The following is a 22,658-nucleotide window of genomic DNA, read 5'->3' as shown; positions in this document are numbered from 1 at the left end:
TCATCGGCCGCCATGGCCGCCAGCAACGACACCCAGTGCCCCAGCATCCGTTCCATCGTGTCCCGATCGAACAGATCGGTGGCGTAGATCGCCGCGCCGACCAGGCCGTCGGCCGAGTCGACCATCGACAGCGACAGATCGAAGCGGGTGGTTTTCTGGTGGCCATCGATGCCCGAGAGCGTCAGGCCCGGCAGGCGCGAGAGGCCGTCGTCGCCCGGCGTGTTGTTCAGGCTCAACGACACCTGGAAGAGCGCGTTGTGGCTCAGGCTGCGCGCCGGTTGCAGAGCTTCGACGACCTGCTCGATCGGCAGGTCCTGGTGGGCGTAACCGCTCAACGTGGTGGCCCGCACCTGGGCGAGCAGCTGCGCGACGCTCGGGTCGGAGTCCAGCTTGACCCGGAAGGCCAGCGTGTTGACGAAGAAGCCGATCAACGGCTCGATTTCGGTGCGCTGGCGATTGGCGACCGGGCTGCCGATCACGATGTCGTCCTGCCCGCTCAAGCGCGACAGCAGGGCAGACCAGCCCGCCATCAGCGTCATGAAGAGCGTGGCGCCGTGGCGGCGCGACAGTGCGTGCAGCGCGTCGCTGAGTTCGCGGGAGAAACGCACGGGCACGCTGGCGCCGGCGTAGCTCATCGCCGCGGGCCGCGGCCGGTCGGTCGGCAGCTCCAGAAGTTCCGGGGCACCGGTGAGGTGGTTGCGCCAGAAATCGATCTGCTGCTGAAGCACGTCACCCTGCAGCCATTGCCGCTGCCAGGCGGCGTAGTCGGCGTACTGCACCGGCAGGGGCAGCAGCGGGTCCGGCTGGCCCTGACTGAAGGCGGTGTAGAGCGTGCAGACCTCACGCACCAGGACGCCGATCGACCAGCCATCGGAGATGATGTGGTGCTGCGTGACCAGGAGCACGTGTTCGTGCTCGGCCAAGCGCAGCAGGCGTCCGCGGATCAGCGGGCCCGTGGCCAGGTCGAAGAGTGCACGGGACTCGCTTGCCCCGAGTTCGGCGACGGCCGCTTCCTGGGCGGCATCGTCCAGGCTGCGCAGGTCGTGCTCGAACAGCGCGAATCCGGCGTCGTCCGGGGCGATCAGCTGTTGCGGAGAACCGTCGACGCTGACGAACCGGGTGCGCAGACTTTCGTGGCGGGCCACGATCCGGTCCAGGCTCGCACGCAGTGCCGCGCGGTCCAGTTCGCCGCTCAGGCGCAACGCGGCCGGGATGTGGTACGCCGCCCCGGCCGAGTGGTCGAGCTGGTCGAGGAACCACAAGCGCTGCTGCGCCCAGGACAGGGGCAGCGCCCGGCTGCGGTCGACGGGCACGATCGCGCCCTGGGCCGATGCCGCCGCGCCGGACACGCAAGCCGCCAGTTGCGCCAGGGTCGGTTGGGCGAAGATCTCGCTCAGGGGCACTTCCACGCCCAGCACCGCGCGCAGGCGTGTCACCAGGCGCACCGCCAGCAGCGAATGGCCGCCCAGTTCAAAGAAGTGGTCGTGGCGGCCGACGCGTTCCAGGCTCAGCAGGTCCTGCCAGATTCCGGCGATCACGCACTCCAGCTCGCCTGTCGGTGCCTCGTACTCGCGGGCCGCCACGGCGGACTGGTCCGGCGCCGGCAGCGCCTTGCGATCGACCTTGCCGTTGGAAGTCAGGGGCAATGCCGCCAGGGTGACGAACGCATTGGGCACCATGTAGTCGGGCAGCTCGCGCAGCATGCGATCGCGCAGCGCGACGACAGACACTGCGGTCTGCTCGTCTTCGGGCACGACATAGGCCACCAGGCGCTGGTCTCCCGCCGCGTCGTCACGCGCCAGCACGACCGCGTCGCGCACGCCCGCGCAGGACGCCAGGCGCGCCTCGATCTCGCCCAGCTCGATGCGGAAGCCACGAATCTTGACCTGGAAGTCATTGCGTCCCAGGTATTCGATGTTGCCGTCCGGCCGCCAGCGGGCGAGATCGCCCGTCCGGTACAAGCGTGCGCCCGGGTCCGCGGCGAACGGATCAGGCACGAAGCGCTCTTCCGTCAGCGCCGGCCGGTTGAGGTAACCGCGCACGACGCCAGCGCCGCCGATGAAGATCTCGCCCACCACGCCGACGGGCACCGGCTCGCCGGCGCTGCCCAGAATGTGCAGGCGGGTGTTGGCGATGGGCCGGCCGATCGGAACGATGTCACCGGCGAGGGCAGGCTCGCGTCCGTCGCTCACGAACGTCGTGCAACCCACCACCGCCTCGGTCGGGCCGTACTCGTTGACGACAATCGCGTGCGGCAGCACGTTTTCGCGGAAGCGCCGGAGGGTGCGGGCGGTCAGCTGCTCGCCACCCACGACCAGGCGGTGCGCGGTGGCGACCGGGGCGGCGTGCGCGAGGTTGGACAGCACATCCAGGTGCGCGGGCGTCAGCTTGAACAACCACGGTTCCGGCCGGCGGCAGTATTCCAGCAGCTGCACCAGGCATTGCTCGCTTTCTTCTGCCAGCAGGACGACCGGCTTGCCGGCCAGCCATGGCGCCAGCAGCGTCGTCACCGTGGCATCGAAGCCGAGCGGCGTGGCGACCAGCGCGCCGCGGATGTCGTCGCGCAGATAGCCGGTGCTGGCATGCATCAGGTAATTCACCACGCCCTGGTGCGGCACCATCACGCCCTTGGGCATGCCGGTCGAACCCGAGGTGTAGATCACGTACGCCAGGTGCGCCGGCGTCAGGCCATCGGCGCGATCCAGCGCCTGGGCGGATTGGCGTGCGATGGCCGGCTCGTCGTCCACGACCACCACGCGCAGCAGGCTGAGCGCGGGCAGCGATTCCTCGACCGCCAGCACCGTCAGCAGGGCCAGCGGAGGATCGGTGCGCAGGATGCCCGCCAGGCGTTCGGCGGGCGCATGCGGATCCAGCGGCACGTAGGCGCCACCAGCCTTCATGACGCCCAACAGCGCGACCACCATTTCAATGCCGCGCTCCATGCAGATGGCGACGCGCTGGTCGGGCTTGACGCCCAGCGTCCGCAGGAAGCGGGCCAACTGGTTGGCGCGACCGTCCAGTTCGCCGTAGGTCAGTGTCTGCCCGGCACACACCAGCGCCACCGCGTCGGGATTGTCCCGCGCCTGTGCTTCAAACAGTTCGTGTACCAGGACGTCTTCCCGCCACGCACGCTCGTCGCCACCGGACAGGCGCAGCAGGTGTTCGCGTTCCTGCGGCGGCAGCACCGCCAGCTGTCGCATGGGCAGCGCCGGCGTATGTGCCAGCGCGTCCACCAAAGACTGCATCGCCTGTTCCAGGTAACGCACGAGGCGTTCGCCATCGATCCCCGGCATGTGCAGCACGGACAGGCCCAGGGCCTGGCCCCAGTCCTCGACCGACATGGTCATCGGATAGCTGCCGTGCGTGCGGCCGCGGGACAGCACGCGCACGCCTTGCCAGGCCGCCTGCGTCGCGGCCGCGTCCGAGGTCTGGCCCGGTTCGTTGTTGAACCGGTAGTTCAGCAAAGCCGTGAACAGCGGCAGGCCGGCCGGTACGCCACTGCAGCGCTGCGCGAGCGCCAGCGGGGCCTGCTCGTGGGCGAGCAGCTCGCCCAGGCGGGCATAGGCTTCACGCACCGCATCGGTCACGGTCATGCCGGCCAGCGGCATCCGGATCGGCAGCGAGTTGATGAACATGCCGACGATCTTGTCGGCGGCATCCGAGCTCTGCATGCGCCCCGAGAGCACGGTGCCAAACACCACGTCGTCGCGCCCACTGCATTGCGCCAGCACCTGCGCCCAGCCCACGTGGAACAGCACGGCCGTGCTCACGCCGTGCTGGCGTGCGGCGTCGCGGATCTGCTGCGCCAGCGTGTCACTGAACTGGATCCTGCTTTCCTCGTGCGAGGTGCCATGTTCCTGCGCCAGCACGCCGAATGGCGCCGTCGGCTCGTCGATGTCGGCCAGTTGCTGGCGGAAATAGGCTTCGTGCTCGGCGTCGGGCACCGCGTGCGCCTGCGCGATGAAGTTGCGGTACGGGACCGGCTCCGGCAGCAGGTCGCCCTGCCCTTCCAGCAGCAGCTGGATTTCCGACAGGATCAGGTCCATCGCGACGTGGTCGCAGACCATGTGGTGGCTCAGCAAGGCCAGCAGCGATTCACCGCTGTCCGGATCGAAGGCCGTGTAAGCCGCCAGCATGGGCGCCTGCCGGAGGTCCAGGCGCAGGCGCCGGGGATCGGTGGCGGCGAGGAACTGCGGCAGCACGGCTTCGCCGGACGCCACCGTGATCTGGTGCAAAGGCAGTGTGACCTGGCGATGCACGACCTGCACCGGTTGCGGCAGGTCTTCCCAGTGCACCGTGCTGCGCAGGATGTCGTGGCGGTCGACCACGGTCTGCACCAGCTTCACGAAGTCGTGCATCCGCGCGCCGCTGTCGAACGCAACCACCATGCGCAGCAGGTAGGTGTCGCCCTCCCCGCCCATCAGGTGATGGAACAGGATGCCTTCCTGGAGCGGCGCCAGCGGATAGATGTCCTGGATGCCGGATGCCCCGGTGGGTACGCCGGCCACGATGCGGTCGATTTCTTCCTGCGTGAGCCGCACCAGCGGCAGCAGGTCGGGGGTCAGATGGGTGGTATCGGTGGTGATCAGGTTCGGCGGGACCGGCGCGCGGGCGGCAGTGGCTGCGCCGCTGTGCAGGCGATCAGCCAGCGCGCTCAGCGCCGGCGCGGCAAACACCGCGCGCACGTCGACGTCCATGCCGGCGTTGCGCATGCGTTCGATCAGGCTGATGACCAGCAGCGAGTGCCCGCCCAGTTCGAAGAAGTGGTCGTGGCGGCCGACGCGTTCCAGGCCGAGCAGGTCCTGCCAGATCGCGGCGATGGCCTGTTCGGTCGCACCGACCGGTGCTTCGTACGGGCGGCTGGCGACCGCGGCGTGGTCCGGCGCGGGCAGCGCCCGGCGGTCCAGCTTGCCGTTGGGCGTGAGCGGCAGCGCCTCCAGGCGCACGATCGCGCTGGGCACCATGTGTTCGGGCAGCGCGCTCGCCAAGCGGTCGCGCAAGATCGGCACCGATAATTCGACATCGCCCCCGGCAACGAGGTACGCGACCAGGCGGCGGTCGCCGCCATCCTCGCGTGCGATCACGGCCGCCTCGCGGACGCCTTCGCAGGCCAGCAGCTGCGCCTCGATCTCGCCCAGTTCGATGCGGAACCCGCGCAGCTTGACCTGGAAGTCGTTGCGGCCCAGGTACTCGATGCTGCCGTCCGCCCGCCAGCGACCCAGGTCGCCGGTGCGGTACATGCGCGCATTCCCGCGCGCGAACGGGTCGCGCACGAAGCGCTCGGCGGTCAGTTCCGGCCGGTTGAGATAGCCACGGGCCACGCCCACGCCGCCGATGTACAGCTCACCCGCCACGCCGACGGGCACCGGCTCGCCGGCGGGGTCCAGGATGTAGATGCGCGTGTTCGCGATCGGCGCGCCGATCGGGATCGTGCTGTGCGGGATGGTGCTGTGCGGGATCGTGCCTGCCGGGATCACGCCACTGTCTTGTTCCGGCACGACGTACGCGCTCGCGCACACGGTGGTCTCGGTCGGGCCGTAGGCGTTGATCAGGCGATGGCCGCGCGCCCACTTGCGGGCGGTCGGCGGCAGCGCCTCGCCGGCCAGGATCAGGGTCAGGCCGGTGTCGGCCAGATCCTCGACCGCGAAGCCCTGCAGCGCCGAGGACGGCAGGGTGACGTGGGTGATGTGCCGCTCGCGCAGGGTCGCCAGCAGCGGCGCGCCCGGGCGCAGGGCCTCGCGCGGGGCCAGGTGCAGGCACGCGCCGGCGCACAGGGCCATCACGATCTCGGAGATGCTGGCGTCGAAGCTGAAGGAGGCGAACTGCAGCACGTGGCTGCCCGGCCGCACATCGAACAGGCGCACCTGCGCCGTGGCCAGGTTGCACAGGCCGCGGTGTTCGACCATCACGCCCTTGGGCCGGCCGGTCGAACCGGAGGTGTAGATGACGTAGGCCAGCTGGCCGGGGTGGTGCCCGGCCGGCTCGGGGTTGTGATCGGAGACGTCGGACGCGTCGTCGGGCGCATCCAGCTCCAGCGTCGGTACCGCCGCCCACGCCGCCAGGCGATCGCGCAGGCTGGACTGGGTCAGCAGCGCCACCGGCGCGCTGTCGCCGAGCATCCAGGCCAGGCGGTCGTCCGGATAGGCCGGATCCAGCGGCACATAGGCGCCGCCGGCCTTGAGCACGCCCAGCAGGCCCACCACCATGCCGATGCCGCGCTCCACACAGATCGCCACGCGGTCGTCGGGCTGCACGCCCATAGCGATGAGGCGATGGGCGAGGCGGTTGGCGCGGCGGTTGAGGGTGGCGTAGTCCAGCCGCTGGCCGTCGAACTCCAGCGCGATCGCGTCGGGCTGGCGGGCCACCTGCGCCTGGATCAGCGAATGGATCAGCGTGGCATCGGGATAGGCGGTGTCGGTGGCGTTGAACGCGCCCAGCACCTGCTCGCGTTCGGGCGCCGACAGCAGCGGCAAGCGGCTGACCCGCTGCGTGTCGTCGGCCACCATCGCCTCCAGCAGCCGGGTCCAGCGCTGCAGCATCGTGGTGATCGTGGCGGCATCGAACAGGTCGCTGGCGTAGATCACGCTGCCGGCGAGACCTTCCGGGCTGTCGGACAGCGACATGGCCAGGTCGAACTGCGCGGAGTGCCGCGCCGTCTGCAGTTGCGCGAGCGTGAGGCCCGGCAAGGTCAGTTCGCCGCCGCCGGGCGTGTTGTTGAGGCCCAGCAACACCTGGAAGACCGGGCTGTGCGCCAGGCTGCGTGCCGGCTGCAGGACTTCCACCACCTGCTCGAACGGCAGGTCCTGGTGTGCGTACGCGCCCAGCGTGGTGGCCTTCACCTGCGCCAGCAGCTCGGCGACGGTCGGCTCGCCGGTCAGGTCCACCCGCAGGGCCAGGGTGTTGACGAAGAAGCCGATCAACGGCTCGACTTCCGAGCGCTGCCGGTTGGCGACCGGACTGCCGATCACCACGTCGGACTGGCCGCTCAGGCGCGACAGCAGCGTCGACCAGCCGGCGAGGAGCGTCATGTACAGGGTGACGCCATGACGCTGCGAGAGTGCGCGCAGCGCGGCGCTGAGTTCGACCGACAGGCTCACCTCGGCGCGCGCGCCGTTGTAGCTCTGCACTGGCGGACGCGGCCGGTCGGTCGGCAGCTCCAGCAGCGCCGGCGCGCCCTGCAGGTGCGTGCGCCAGAAGTCGATCTGTCCCTGCAGGACGTCGCCCTGCAGCCACTGACGCTGCCACGCCGCATAGTCGGCGTACTGGATCTGCAGCGGCGGCAGGGGATCGTCCTGGCCTTTGCAGTACGCGGTGTACAACGCACTGACTTCCTTCACCAGCAGGCCGGTCGACCAGCCGTCGGAGACGATGTGATGCTGGGTGACGAGCAGGACATGTTCGCGCGGTGCCAACTGCAGCAGGCGGCCGCGGATCAGCGGACCGGTCGAAAGGTCAAAGGGTGCACAGGCTTCGCTGGCGCTCAGCTCCGCCATCTCGGCGGCCTGCGCCGATGCATCGAGGCTACGCAGGTCCTGGTCGAGCAGGAGGAAGCCGCTGTCCTCGGCGCCGATCACCTGCCGCGGCGCGCCATCGACGATGACGAAACGCGTACGTAGGGTTTCGTGGCGCGCGACGATGCGGTCCAGGCTGGCCTGCAGTGCGTCGCGGTTGAGCTCGCCCGTCAGCCGCAGCGCAGACGACACGTGATAGGCGGCGCCGGCGGCGTGATCGAGCTGATCCAGGAACCACAGGCGCTGCTGCGCCCATGACACGGGCAGCGGAGCGGAACGATCGACCGTCGGGATGGTCGGCACGATCGCCACATCCTGCTGGGGGCCGCCGCGCTGTTGCAGCCGCTGGAGCGCGACGGCGCGACGCAGTTGCTGCAGGGCCTGGTTCTGGTCAGCGCTCATGTGATGCACCCGAAAGCATTGCGAGGAGTTCCTCTTCAGTTAGATCGCTCAATTCGTCCTCGACGGCGGCGACGTCCGATGTCGCGAACCGCTTCAGCTGTTCGGCGACGACGCTTTCGCACAGGGCGCTGAACACCGGTTGTTCGAACAGGGCGCGCAGCGGCACGTCGACCTGCAGCTGCTCGCGGATGCGGATCACCAGCTGCATCACCAGCAGCGAGTGCCCACCCAGTTCGAAGAAGTGGTCGTGGCGGCCGACGCGGTCCAGGCCGAGCAGTTCCTGCCAGATCGCGGCCATCGCCTGTTCGACTTCGCCCAGCGGCGCTTCGTACGCGCGGCTGGCCACCGCGTTCTGGTCCGGCGACGGCAACGCGCGCCGGTCCAGCTTCCCGTTCGGCGTCAGCGGCATCGCCGCCAGGCTCACGAACGCGCTCGGGATCATGTGCTCGGGCAGCTCCTGCGCCAGCGCTTCGCGCAGCTGCGGCACCGACAGCTCCACGCCGTCGTCGGCCACCGCGTAGGCCACCAGACGCTGGTCGCCCGGCGTGTCCTCGCGCGCGATCACCACCGCCTCGCGCACCCCCGCGCAGGACCGCAGCTTGGCCTCGATCTCGCCCAGCTCGATGCGGAAGCCGCGGATCTTCACCTGGAAGTCGTTGCGGCCCAGGTATTCCAGGTTGCCATCGGGCAGCCAGCGACCCAGGTCGCCCGTCTTGTACATACGCGCGTCCGGCGTACCGGCGAACGGATCGGCCAGGAAGCGCTCGGCCGTCAGTTCGGCACGATGCAGGTAGCCGCGGGCCACGCCCACGCCGCCGATGTGGATCTCGCCCGCCACGCCCACCGGCACCGGCTGGCCCTGCCCGTCGAGCAGGTAGATGCGGGCGTTGCCCAGCGGCTTGCCGATCACCGGGCCGCCGCGGCTGTCGGCGATGCACTGGATCGTCGCATCCACCGTCGCTTCGGTCGGGCCGTACATGTTGTGGAAGCACACCACCGGCGAGGCCTTCAGCCGTTCCCACATCACCGGGCCGATCGGCTCGCCGCCCAGCAGCACGTTGCGCGGCCGGTAGCCGGTCGGCTCTAGCAGCCCGGCGGCCAGCAGGCCCTCCAGCTGCGAGGGCGTGCTGTCCAGCGCATCGATGCGCTGCTGTTCCAGGAAGCCCAGCAGCGCCGGACCGCTGGCGCGGATCGCCTGCGGGATCAGCACCAGGCAATGGCCGGACAGCAACTGCAGCAGGCCCTTGAGCGACATGTCGAAGGAGAACGCGGCGTTGAGCGCCACCCGCGAGTTCGGCGCGCAGGTCCGGTGCGTGGTGCGGCCCATCACCTGCCAGAAGTTCACCGCGCTGCGGTGTTCGACCATCACGCCCTTGGGCTGGCCGGTCGAACCGGAGGTGTAGATCACGTAGGCCAGCTGGCGCGGGCTCAGCGGCAGCGCCGGGTTGCTCGCCGGCTCGGCGGCGTCGGCGAAGTCGCGGTCCAGCACCAGCAGCGGGCATCCGGCCGCGGTGAGCATCGGCAGCTCGTCGCGCAGCACGGCCTGGGTCAGCACCGCCATCGGCGCGCTGTCGGCCAGCATGTAGGCCAGGCGGTCGACGGGATAGGCCGGATCCAGCGGCACGTAGGCGCCGCCGGCCTTGAGGATGCCCAGCAGGCCCACGACCATGTCCAGGCTGCGCTCGGTGCAGATCGCCACGCGGTCATCGGGCTTGACGCCCAGCGCGATCAGGCGATGGGCGACCTGGTTGGCGCGGCGGTTGAGTTCGCCATAGGACAGGCGCACGCCGTCGTACTCGACGGCATCGGCCTGCGGCTGCTGCGCGGCCTGCGCCTCGAACAGCGTGTGGATCAGCGCGTCCTGCGGGTACGGCGACTGCGTCGCGTTGAAGCCGTGCACGACCTGGTCGCGTTCGGCCGTCGACAGCAGCGGCAAACGGCTGACCCGCTGCGTGTCGTCGCTGACCATCGCCTGCAGCAGGGTCGTCAGGTGTCCCGCGATGCGCTCCGCGGTCGTGCGGTCGAACAGGTCGACCGCATAGACGAGGCTGCCCGCCAGGCCATCGCCCGCCAGGTCCGTCAGCGCCAGCGACAGGTCAACGCGCGCGGTCTGCTGTTCGATGTCGACCGGCGACAGCGTCAACCCGGGCAGATGCAATTGACCGTCACCCGCGGCGGCCGCGGCATTGAGGTTCAACCACACCTGGAAAACCGGGCTGTGGCTGAGATTGCGCTCGGGCTGCAGCGCTTCGACGACCTGCTCGAACGGCAGATCCTGGTGGGCGAAGGCGCCCAGCAACGCCGCCTTGCTGCGCGCCAGCAGCTGGCCGACGCTGGTGTCTCCCGGGACGTCCACGCGTAGCGCCAGCGTGTTGACGAAGAAGCCGATCAGGGGCTCGAGTTCGGCGCGCTGGCGGTTGGCCATCGGACTGCCGATGACGACCTCGCTCTGGCCGCTCAGGCGCGACAGCAATATCGCCCACGCCGCCTGCACGACCAGGAACAGCGTGACGCCATGACGCTGCGCCAACCCGCGCATGGCCTGCGCCAGGTCCGGCGGGATGCAGACGTCGACGCGGTCGCCGCGATAGCTCTGCACCGGCGGCCGAGGCCGATCGGTGGGCAGCTCGAGCAGCGCCGGCGCGCCGGACAGGTGGTCTCGCCAGAAGTCGATCTGGGCCTGCAGCCGCTCGCCCTGCAGCCAGCCGCGTTGCCAGGCGGCGAAGTCGGCGTACTGGATGGGCAGGGGCGCTAGCGGGTCTGGCTGTCCTCGCTGGAATGCTGCGTAGAGGGTGCTGAGTTCCCGCACCATCACGCTGACCGACCACCCGTCCGAAATGATGTGGTGCTGGGTGACGAGCAGGATGTGCTCGTGTTCGGCCAGGCGCAGCAGGCGGCCGCGGATCAGCGGCCCCGTTGCCAGGTCGAAGGGCGCGCGCGATTCGCTGACGGTCAGCTCGGCGATCGCCACGTCCTGCGTGGCGTGGTCGATCCCGCGCAGGTCGTGTTCCAGCAGCGTGAATCCCATGGCCGCCGGCGCGATGACCTGTTGCGGCTCACCGTCCAGCCCGGCGACAAAGGTCGTGCGCAGGCTTTCGTGCCGCGCGACGATGCGGTCCAGGCTGGCCTGCAACGCGGCGCGGTCAAGCGAACCGCTCAAGCGAAGGGCCGCGGGTATGTGGTAGGTCCCACCGGCAGCATGATCCAGCTGGTCGACGAACCACAGGCGCTGCTGCGCCCACGACAGCGGCAACGGCTGGCCGCGATCGACCGGCACGATTGCCGCATGCGAGCTTGGGCAGGCGCGTGCCACGGCCAGTGCCAGGCTCGACAGCGATGGGCGCGCGAACAGGTCCCGCAGCGTGATCTCGACACCCAGCGTGGCGCGCAGGCGCGTCACCAGCCGCACGGCCAGCAGCGAGTGCCCGCCCAGTTCGAAGAAGTTGTCGTGGCGGCCCACCCGCTCCAGCCCGAGCAGGTCCTGCCAGATGCCGGCCACGACCTGTTCGATGCCGTCCCGCGGCGCTTCATATGCGCCGTCGGCGAGGCTGTCCTGGTCGGGCGCCGGCAAGGCCTTGCGGTCCAGCTTGCCGTTCGGCGTCAGCGGCAGGGCGGCGAGGCTGACGAAAGCCGCGGGCACCATGTGGCCCGGCAGGATCTTCGCCACCTGCTCGCGCAGCCGTGACGTGGACTTTTCGGCCGCATCGGCCTCCCACACCACGTAGCCGACCAGGCGCTTGTCGCCGCCGGCGTCCGGCAAGGCGATGACCACCGCTTCGCGAACGCCCTCGCAGGTCCTCACGAGGGCCTCGATCTCGCCCGGTTCGACGCGGAATCCCCGGATCTTCACCTGGGCGTCGTTGCGGCCGATGAACTCGATCTGGCCGTCGGTGCGCCACCGCCCCAGGTCACCGGTGCGGTACATCGTGGCATCGGCCACGTCGGTGAACGGATCGATGACGAACCGCTCTGCCGTCAGGACAGGACGATGCAGGTAACCGCCGGCCACGCCAGGGCCACCGATATGGATCTCACCCGGCACGCCCACCGGTACCGGCTCACCGCCGCTGCCGAGGATGTAGACGCGGGTGTTGGGCACCGGGCGGCCGATCGGAACGGGACGAATCGGATCCACGGCGGTGTCCACGTCGAAGCTGGTTGCGTACGTCGTGGCTTCGGTGGGGCCGTACACGTTGAGCAGTCGCGCGGCTGGCTGCATCAGTCCGAGCACGCGGAGCGCACTGCGCGGATCCATCACGTCGCCGCCGGTGAGGAGCATGCGCAGGCCGGCGAAGGCCTCGACCAGCGCGTCGGCGTACTCGTTGAACAGGCCGACCGTCAGGAACGCGACGTTCACCCGCGCCTCGACCAGCGCACGGTTGAAGGCCACCGGGTCCATCACCACCGCGGACGGCACGATCACCAGACGCGCACCGTTGAGCAGTGCGCCCCAGATCTCCCACGTCGATGCGTCGAAGGATGGATTGGAGCAATGGGCCAGGACATCGCCCGATTGCAGTTGCGCCGTTCCGTTGATGACCAGCCGCAGGATGCCGCGGTGCTCGACCAGCACGCCCTTGGGCTGTCCGGTCGAGCCGGAGGTGTAGATGACGCAGGCCGGGTCGCGCGAACACAGGCCCGCCACCTGCGGGTTGGAGGTCGTCTGCGACGACATGTCGGCTTCGTCCAGCGCGAGCACGGGACACGACGACGAGGCCAGCACCGCAAGCCGTTCATGCAGGTCGCGCGGCGCCAGCAACACCGCGGGCTCGCTGTCGGTCAGCATGCAGGCGACGCGCTCGGCGGGATATTCCGGATCGATCGGCACGTAGGCCGCGCCGGCCTTCAGCGTGGCGAGCATGGCGACGACCATGTCCAGGCTGCGTCCGGCGCAGATCGCGACGCGGTCGCGCGGCCTCACGCCGCACTCGATGAGTCGATGCGCCAAGGCGTTGGCATGGCGGTTGAGCGTGCCGTAGTCCAGGCACTGTCCACCGGACTCCACCGCGGGCGCTTCGGGCTGCCGCGCCGCCAGTGCCTCGAATACTTCCTGCAGCAGGGCCTGCTGCGGGAAGTCCACAGGGTCGCTGTTGAATTCCCGCAGCAGCTGGTCACGCTCGGCGTGCGGCAGCATCGCGAGGCTGCGCAGCTGGCGTCGCCCCTGACCCTGCAGGTCGTCTGCCAGCCCGCGCAGCACGCGCTCCATGTAGCCGGCCAGGCGCACCGCACCGGGACCCGGTAACGCGCTGATGCTCAGGCCGAATCCCTGCCCCAGATCGTCGATGGACACCGAGATCGGGAAGTTGCTCCGCGCCTGCCCGCTCAGCAGTTGCACGCCCTCCCAGGCACTGAGCAGGTACGCCCGTTCTTCGGCGCTGCTGGCTTCGTGGCTGTGTCGGTAGTTGAGCAGCGAGGTGAACAGCGGGAGCGGCGCCCGGATGCCGCTGCAGCGCTGCGCCAGCGCCAACGGCGCCTGCTCGTGCGCCAGCAGCTCGCCGAGGCGGCGGCCGGTATCGCGCACCGCGTCGGCAACCCGGACCTGCGCCAGGGGAATGCGGATCGGCAGGGTATTGATGAACATGCCGACGACCTGGTCGGTCGATCCCGCATCCTGAAGGCGGCCGGTCAGCACCGTGCCGAAAACGACGTCGTCGCGGCCGCTGCACTGCGCCAGCACCTGCGCCCAGGCCACGTGGAACAGCACTGCCGGAGTGACGCCGTGCTGGCGCGCGCTGTCGCGGATGCGCTGGGCAAGTAGGTCATCCAGGCGCACGCGCGCCTCGTCGAGCTCGCCGCCGTCGCCCTGTACGTCCAGCAAGCCGAACGGGGCCGTGGGTTCGTCGACATCACCCAGCTGTTCGCGGAAGTAGGTCTCGTGGTCCGCTTGCGGAACCTGCAGCCCGCGGGCGACGAAGTTGCGGTACGGCACGGGCGCGCCCAGGGTCGCGCCCTGCCCCTGCAACAGCGTGCGGATCTCCGACAGCAGGACTTCCTGCGCGATGTGGTCGCAGACCATGTGGTGGTTGAGCAGCGCCAGCAACCACTGCCCGGAATCCGGATCCTGCGCGGTGTACGCGGCCAGGATCGGCGCGCGCTGCAGGTCCAGGCGCAGGCGGCGTGGACTGGTCCGCGCCAGCAGCTGCGGCAGCGCCGGCTCCTGCGCCGACAGCGCCAGTTCGGTGACGGGCAGCACGGCATCGCGGTACACCACCTGCACCGGCGTGCCGACGTCCTGCCAGTGCACGGCGGTGCGCAGCAGGTCGTGGCGGTCGATCACCTGCTGGAGGGCGGCGAGGAAGCCGTCGAGGCGATGGCGTTCGTCGAACGCCAGCACCGACGACAGCAGGTAGGTGTCGCCTTCGCTGTCGCCATCGAGCAGGTGGTGGAACAGGATGCCTTCCTGCAGCGGGGCCAGCGGGTAGATGTCCTGGACATTGGCCACGCCGCCGGGCACGCCGGCGACGATGCGGTCGATCTCGCCCTGGGTGAGCCTCACCAGCGGGAGCATGTCCGGTGTCAGGGTGGTGGTGTCGGGTGTGATCGGATTGGGTACCACGACCTCATGCGCGACCGACGGGCCCGCAGGCGTCAGCTGGGCAGCGATCGCGCTCAGGACGGGCGTCATGAACACCGTGCGCGCATCCACCGCGAGGTCGCGTTGGCGCATGCGCTCGATCAGGCTGATCACCAGCAGCGAGTGCCCACCCAGTTCGAAGAAGTGGTCGTGGCGGCCGACGCGGTCCAGGCCGAGCAGTTCCTGCCAGATCGCGGCCATCGCCTGTTCGACCTCGCCCAGCGGGGCTTCGTACGCACGGCTGGCCACCGCGTTCTGGTCCGGCGACGGCAACGCGCGCCGGTCCAGCTTCCCGTTCGGCGTCAGCGGCATCGCCGCCAGGCTCACGAACGCGCTCGGGATCATGTGCTCGGGCAGCTCCTGCGCGAGCGCCTCGCGCAGCTGCGGCACCGACAGCTCCACGCCGTCGTCGGCCACCGCGTAGGCCACCAGACGCTGGTCGCCCGGCGTGTCCTCGCGCGCGATCACCACCGCCTCGCGCACCCCCGCGCAGGCCCGCAGCTTGGCCTCGATCTCGCCCAGCTCGATCCGGAAGCCGCGGATCTTCACCTGGAAGTCGTTGCGGCCCAGGTATTCCAGGTTGCCATCGGGCAGCCAGCGACCCAGGTCGCCCGTCTTGTACATACGCGCGTCCGGCGTACCGGCGAACGGATCGGCCAGGAAGCGCTCGGCCGTCAGTTCGGCACGATGCAGGTAACCGCGGGCCACGCCCACGCCCCCGATGTGGATCTCGCCCGCCACGCCCACCGGCACCGGCTGGCCCTGCCCGTCGAGCAGGTAGATGCGGGCGTTGCCCAGCGGCTTGCCGATCACCGGGCCGCCGCGGCTGTCGGCGATGCACTGGATCGTCGCATCCACCGTCGCTTCGGTCGGGCCGTACATGTTGTGGAAGCACACCACCGGCGAGGCCTTCAGCCGTTCCCACATCACCGGGCCGATCGGCTCGCCGCCCAGCAGCACGTTGCGCGGCCGGTAGCCGGTCGGCTCCAGCAGCCCGGCGGCCAGCAGGCCCTCCAGCTGCGAGGGCGTGCTGTCCAGCGCATCGATGCGCTGCTGTTCCAGGAAGCCCAGCAGCGCCGGGCCGCTGGCGCGGATCGCCTGCGGGATCAGCACCAGGCAATGCCCGGACAGCAGCTGCAGCAGGCCCTTGAGCGACATGTCGAAGGAGAACGCGGCGTTGAGCGCCACCCGCGAGTTCGGCGCGCAGGTCCGGTGCGTGGTGCGGCCCATCACCTGCCAGAAGTTCACCGCGCTGCCGTGTTCGACCATCACGCCCTTGGGCTGGCCGGTCGAACCGGAGGTGTAGATCACGTAGGCCAGCTGGCGCGGGCTCAGCGGCAGCGCCGGGTTGCTCGCCGGCTCGGCGGCGTCGGCGAAGTCGCGGTCCAGCACCAGCAGCGGGCATCCGGCCGCGGTGAGCATCGGCAGCTCGTCGCGCAGCACGGCCTGGGTCAGCACCGCCATCGGCGCGCTGTCGGCCAGCATGTAGGCCAGGCGGTCCACCGGATAAGCCGGATCCAGCGGCACGTAGGCGCCGCCGGCCTTGAGGATACCCAGCAGGCCCACGACCATGTCCAGGCTGCGCTCGGTGCAGATCGCCACGCGGTCATCGGGCTTGACGCCCAGCGCGATCAGGCGATGGGCGACCTGGTTGGCGCGGCGGTTGAGTTCGCCATAGGACAGGCGCACGCCGTCGTACTCGACGGCATCGGCCTGCGGCTGCTGCGCGGCCTGCGCCTCGAACAGCGTGTGGATCAGCGCGTCCTGCGGGTACGGCGACTGCGTCGCGTTGAAGCCGTGCACGACCTGGTCGCGTTCGGCCGTCGACAACAGCGACAGGCGGCTGACGTGTTGCGTGTCGTCGCTGACCATTTCCCGCAGTACGGCGACGAGATATTCGGTGAAGCGGACCACCGACGCGCGATCGAACAGTTCGGTCGAATAGGTCAGCTTGCCGATCAGGCCGGTGCCCGAATCGGCGAAGCCCAGGTCGAGGTCGAAATGGGAACTCACCTGCGGCGTGGCAATCGGCGCCAGTTCCAGACCGGGCAGCTTGAGCGCATCGGCGCCGACCGTGCTGTTCATGCTCAGCAACACCTGGAACACCGGGCTGTAGCTGAGGTTGCGCTCGGGCTGCAGCGCTTCGACGACCTGCTCGAACGGCAGGTCCTGGTGCGCATACGCGGCCACCAGCGTCGCTTTGATCCGCGCCAGCAGTCCCGCCACGGTCGGCTGGTCGGACAGGTCCACACGCAGCGCCAGCGTGTTGACGAAGAAGCCGATCAGCGGCTCGACTTCCGAGCGCGGGCGATTGGAGACCGGACTGCCGACGACGATGTCGTCCTGTCCACTCAGGCGCGACAGCAGCACCGACCAGGCCGCCAGCAGGGTCATGAACATCGTCACGCCGTGCCGCTGCGACAGGGCGCGCAGCCCGGCGCTGAGCTCGTCGCTCAGGTCCACTTCCACGAAATCGCCCGCATAGCCCTGCACCGGCGGCCGGGGCCGGTCGATCGGCAGTTCCAGCAGCGCCGGGGCGCCGCCGAGGTGATCACGCCAGAAATCCAGCTGCCTGCGCAGCACGTCGCCCTGCAGCCACTGGCGCTGCCAGGCCGCATAGTCGGCGTACTGGATCTGCAGCGGCGGCAAGGGATCCGGCTGGCCCTGGCTGAAAGCCGTGTACAGCGCACTGACTTCACGCACCAGCACGCCGTTGGACCAGCCATCGGAAATGATGTGGTGCTGGGTCACCAGCATCACGTGCTCTTGTTCGGACAGGCGCAGCAGACGGCCGCGGATCAACGGTCCGGTCGCCAGGTCAAAAGGCGCGCCGGCCTCACGCGCGGTGATGTCCGCCAGGGCCTCCGCCTGCGCGCGCGCATCGAGTGCACTCACGTCCTGTTCGACCATGGTGAAACCGACGTTTTCCGGTGCGATCACCTGGCGCGGCGTGCCGTCGACGCTGGCGAAGCACGTGCGCAGGTTTTCGTGGCGCGCGACGATGCGGTCCAGGCTGGCCTGCAGCGCGGCGCGGTCGAGCTTGCCCGAAAGCCGCAGCGCGGCCGAGACGTGGTAGGCCGCGCCCGCGGCCTGGTCAAGCTGGTCCAGGAACCACAGGCGCTGTTGCGCCCACGACAGCGGGATCGGTGCGCTGCGGTCCGCGAGCGGAATGCCCTGGCCCGATCCCTCGCCCGCGCGCTGCGCCATGCGCTGCTTCATCCGGTTCTGCAGGATGGTCCGCTTCAGCGCGTCCAGCGCCTCGTTCCTGTCACTCATTGATCGACTCTCGCTCCAACATCTGGCGCAACTCTTCTTCGGAGAGCGAGTCCAGCTCGCTCTGCATGCTTGCCAGGTCCTCGCCGAGGAAGCTTTCTTCCTGCAGCGCCTGGATGGATTCGGACAGCTCCAGCAAACCGGGCCGTTCGAACAGGGTCCGCAACGCGATGTCCACCTGGAACTGCTCGCGGATGCGGATCACCAGCTGCATCACCAGCAGCGAGTGCCCGCCCAGTTCGAAGAAGTGGTCGTGGCGGCCGACGCGGTCCAGACCCAGCAGTTCCTGCCAGATCGCGGCCATCGCCTGTTCGACCTCGCCCAGCGGGGCTTCGTACGCACGGCTGGCCACCGCGTTCTGGTCCGGCGACGGCAACGCGCGCCGGTCCAGCTTCCCGTTCGGCGTCAGCGGCATCGCCGCCAGGCTCACGAACGCGCTCGGGATCATGTGCTCGGGCAGCTCCTGCGCGAGCGCCTCGCGCAGCTGCGGCACCGACAGCTCCACGCCGTCGTCGGCCACCGCGTAGGCCACCAGACGCTGGTCGCCCGGCGTGTCCTCGCGCGCGATCACCACCGCCTCGCGCACCCCCGCGCAGGCCCGCAGCTTGGCCTCGATCTCGCCCAGCTCGATCCGGAAGCCGCGGATCTTCACCTGGAAGTCGTTGCGGCCCAGGTATTCCAGGTTGCCATCGGGCAGCCAGCGACCCAGGTCGCCCGTCTTGTACATACGCGCGTCCGGCGTACCGGCGAACGGATCGGCCAGGAAGCGCTCGGCCGTCAGTTCGGCACGATGCAGGTAACCGCGGGCCACGCCCACGCCCCCGATGTGGATCTCGCCCGCCACGCCCACCGGCACCGGCTGGCCCTGCCCGTCGAGCAGGTAGATGCGGGCGTTGCCCAGCGGCTTGCCGATCACCGGGCCGCCGCGGCTGTCGGCGATGCACTGGATCGTCGCATCCACCGTCGCTTCGGTCGGGCCGTACATGTTGTGGAAGCACACCACCGGCGAGGCCTTCAGCCGTTCCCACATCGCCGGTCCGATCGGCTCGCCGCCCAGCAGCACGTTGCGCGGCCGGTAGCCGGTCGGCTCCAGCAGGCCGGCGGCCAGCAGGCCTTCCAGCTGCGAGGGCGTGCTGTCCAGCGCATCGATGCGCTGCTGTTCCAGGAAGCCCAGCAGCGCCGGGCCGCTGGCGCGGATCGCCTGCGGGATCAGCACCAGGCAATGCCCGGACAGCAGCTGCAGCAGGCCCTTGAGCGACATGTCGAAGGAGAACGCGGCGTTGAGCGCCACCCGCGAGTTCGGCGCGCAGGTCCGGTGCGTGGTGCGGCCCATCACCTGCCAGAAGTTCACCGCGCTGCGGTGTTCGACCATCACGCCCTTGGGCTGGCCGGTCGAACCGGAGGTGTAGATCACGTAGGCCAGCTGGCGCGGGCTCAGCGGCAGCGCCGGGTTGTTCGCCGGTTCGGCGGCGTCGGCGAAGTCGCGGTCCAGCACCAGCAGCGGGCATCCGGCTGCGGTGAGCATCGGCAGCTCGTCGCGCAGCACGGCCTGGGTCAGCACCGCCATCGGCGCGCTGTCGGCCAGCATGTAGGCCAGGCGGTCGACGGGATAGGCCGGATCCAGCGGCACGTAGGCGCCGCCGGCCTTGAGGATGCCCAGCAGGCCCACGACCATGTCCAGGCTGCGCTCGGTGCAGATCGCCACCCGGTCGTCGGGCTTGACGCCCAGCGCGATCAGGCGATGGGCGACCTGGTTGGCGCGGCGGTTGAGCTCGTCATAGGACAGGCGCACGCCGTCGTACTCGACGGCATCGGCCTGCGGCTGCTGCGCGGCCTGCGCCTCGAACAGCGTGTGGATCAGCGCGTCCTGCGGGTACGGCGACTGCGTCGCGTTGAAGCCGTGCACGACCTCGTCGCGTTCGCTGGCGGGCATCGTGGCGAGGTGACGCACCGGCAGTTCCGGCCGCTCGTCGAGCGCGACCACCAGTTCACCGACCGCGGTGGCGAGGTAGCCGACCATCCGGTCGGGTTCGATCCCCGCCCCGCACTGCACGACCAGGCCAAAGGCCACGTCGAAGTCGTCGACCGACATGGTCACCGGATAGTTGGTCCGCACCGCGTCGCTGAGCACCTCGATGCCGTCCCAGACATGCGACGGCGTGCTCGATTCGTCGGGGTTGTGGCGGTAGTTGAGCAGCGCGGTGAACAGCGGCAACGGCGGCTGGATGCCGCTGCACCGCTGCGCGACGGCGAGCGGGGTCTGTTCGTGCGAAAGCAGCTCGCTCATGCGCAGGTAGGTGTCGCGCACTGCGTCGCGCACGCCCACGTTCGCCAGCGGGATGCGTAGCGGCAACGTGTTGATGAACATGCCGACGACGCGGACGGTACTCTCCGTCTCCTGCAGGCGACCCGACAGCACGGTGCCGAACACGACGTCGTCGCGGCCGCTGCACTGCGCCAGCACCTGGGCCCAGGCCACGTGGAAGAGGACGGCCGGATTGACGGCCTGCCTGCGTGCGCATTCGCGGATGCGCCGCGACAGGGCCTCGTCCAGGCGGATGCGCGTTTCCCGCACTTCGCCGGCGCTGTCGGCCTGCACGTCCAGGATCCCGAACGGCGCCGTGGGTTCGTCCAGGTCGCCCAGCTGCGCACGGAAGTAGGCCTCGTGCTCGCCTTCGGGCACCGCCAGGGTCCGCGAGATGAAGTCGCGGTAGGGCGTGGCCGGTGGCAGCGTCGCCCCGTGTCCCTGCAGCAAAGCCTGGATTTCGGCCAGGATCTGTTCCTGGGCCATGTGGTCGCAGACGATGTGGTGATTCATCAGCGCCAGCAGCCAGCGGCCGGTTTCCGGCTCCGGCGCGATGTAGGCCGCCAGGTTCGGTGCACGTCGCAGGTCCATGCGCATGAAGCGCGGGTCGGTGCGGGCCATCAGTTGCGGCAGCGCGGGTGCGTCCGCCGACAGCGCCAGTTCGGTGACCGGCATCGTCACGCGGCGGTGGACCACCTGCACGGGCCGGATGAGGTCCTGCCAGTGGATCGAACTGCGCAGGATGTCGTGCCGGTTGACCACCTGCTGCAGGGCCTGGAGGAAACCGTCCAGGCGCTGACGGTTGTCGAACGCCGTCGCTGTGCACAACAGGTAGGTGTCACCCCCTGTTTCGGCTTCCAGCAGGTGGTGGAACAGGATGCCTTCCTGCAGCGGCGCCAGCGGGTAGATGTCCTGCACGTTGGACACGCCACCCGGGACCTCCGCCACGATCCGGTCGATCTCGTCCTGGCTCAACCGCACCAGCGGCAGCAGCTCCGGCGTGATGGCGCCGGTGTCCGGCGCAAGCAGGTTGGGCGGGACTTCGTGGCGGCGTGCCGCCTTCGGCCCGCACACGAGCTGCGCCGCCAGTGCGCTCAGGGTCGGTGCCTGGAATACCGTGCGCACGTCGGCACTGAGACCGCGCTGACGCAGGTGTTCGATCAGGCTGATCATCAGCAGCGAGTGGCCGCCCAGTTCGAAGAAGTGGTCATGTCGCCCCACCCGTTCCAGGCCCAGAACCTGCTGCCAGATCTGCGCGAGGGCCTTCTCGACGCTGCCGACGGGCGCTTCGTACGCGCGGCTGGCTACCGCTGCCTGGTCGGGCACGGGCAGCGCCTTGCGATCGAGCTTGCCGTTGGGCGTGAGCGGGAATGCGGTCAAGCTCACGAACGCACCGGGGATCATGTACTCGGGCAGTTCCTGCGCCAACCGGTCGCGCAGACTGGCCACCGAGAGCTCCTCGCCCGCCTCCGGCACCACGTAGGCCACGAGCCGCTTCTCTCCGGGCGCCGCCGTGTAGGCGATCACGACGGCCTCGCGCACCTGCTCGCACGCGGCCAGCTTCGCCTCGATTTCGCCCAGCTCGATGCGGAAGCCGCGCACCTTGACCTGGAAATCGTTGCGGCCAAGGAACTCGATGTTGCCGTCCGGGCGATAGCGGGCGCGGTCGCCGCTGCGATACATGCGCGCGTGCGGCCGCGCGCTGAACGGATCAGGCACGAAGCGATGAGCGGTCAGGTCCTCCCGATTGAGGTAGCCACGCGCGACGCCGTCGCCGCCAATGTAGATCTCGCCCGCCACGCCCAGCGGCGTGGGCTGCAGGTTCTCGTCGAGGATGTAGATCTGCGTGTTGGCCAGCGGCCGGCCGATGGTGGCGCTGGACATCGACTGGTTGAGCGCATCGTGCTGGACGTACGCGGCCGTGCAGGTCACCGTGGTTTCAGTGGGGCCATAGGTGTTGATCAGCTTCAGCGCCGGCGGACGCACCGCGTCCCAGGCCTGCAGCTTCTGCGTCGAGACGGCGTCGCCGGTGACGTTGAACAGCCGGATGCCCGCGAGCTGGCGGTGGGCCTGCTCCGGATCCCGCTGCCATTGCGTGACCAGGGTGTGCCAATGCGCGGCGGTGATGTGCACGACGGTCAGTGGCAGCGTTTCGTCGGCGCTGGGTGTACCAAACAAGCCGCCGGTGGGCGCCACGCTTGCCCCGGCGCAGAAGGCCGGGAACATCTCCTCGATCGACACGTCGAAATTCAGCGAATTCTGCTGCAGCACGAGGTCGCCCGGCACCAGTCCGAACAGGCGCGCGGCGTCTATGACGTAGTTGACCAGGCCGCGGTGTTCGACCATCACGCCCTTGGGCTGGCCGGTCGAACCCGAGGTGTAGATCAGGTAGGCCAGGTGCGCCGAGGTCAGGCCCGCAACGTCCGGGTTGTGATCCGGCAGCGTGGCGAGCGAGGTGTCGGCATCCAGCACCAGCACGGCGTTTCCGGCGCCGGGCATCAGCGAGGCCGGCGGTACGGCATCGGCCAGCAGCGACTGCGTCAGCAGTGCGACCGGGCGGCTGTCCTCCACCATGTAGGCCAAGGCGGTCGGC

At 69.7% G+C, this 22,658-nt stretch carries 2 protein-coding genes and 1 pseudogene; all 3 read right to left on the bottom strand.

What is annotated here, in order from left to right:
• Nucleotides 1–2 precede the first annotated feature (2 nt).
• Nucleotides 3–7,913, bottom strand: a pseudogene (locus tag I8J32_RS07180) (amino acid adenylation domain-containing protein); the annotation flags it as partial.
• On the bottom strand, nucleotides 7,903–17,763 hold the full coding sequence (locus I8J32_RS07175) for a non-ribosomal peptide synthetase (RefSeq protein WP_207526841.1): 9,861 nt from the start codon (nucleotides 17,761–17,763) through the stop codon (nucleotides 7,903–7,905). The gene I8J32_RS07175 and the pseudogene I8J32_RS07180, both read right to left, overlap by 11 nt.
• Nucleotides 17,756–22,639 (bottom strand): non-ribosomal peptide synthetase, encoded by a 4,884-nt coding sequence (locus I8J32_RS17815; RefSeq protein WP_250646369.1) that lies wholly within the window; start codon nucleotides 22,637–22,639, stop codon nucleotides 17,756–17,758. Before I8J32_RS17815 ends, I8J32_RS07175 begins: the two co-directional genes overlap by 8 nt.
• Between the last annotated feature and the right edge of the window lie 19 nt (nucleotides 22,640–22,658).

Origin of the sequence: Lysobacter solisilvae, from assembly GCF_016613535.2 — a bacterium.
Classification (GTDB): Bacteria; Pseudomonadota; Gammaproteobacteria; order Xanthomonadales; family Xanthomonadaceae; genus Agrilutibacter; species Agrilutibacter solisilvae.
This window is presented reverse-complemented; position numbering and strand designations above follow the sequence as displayed.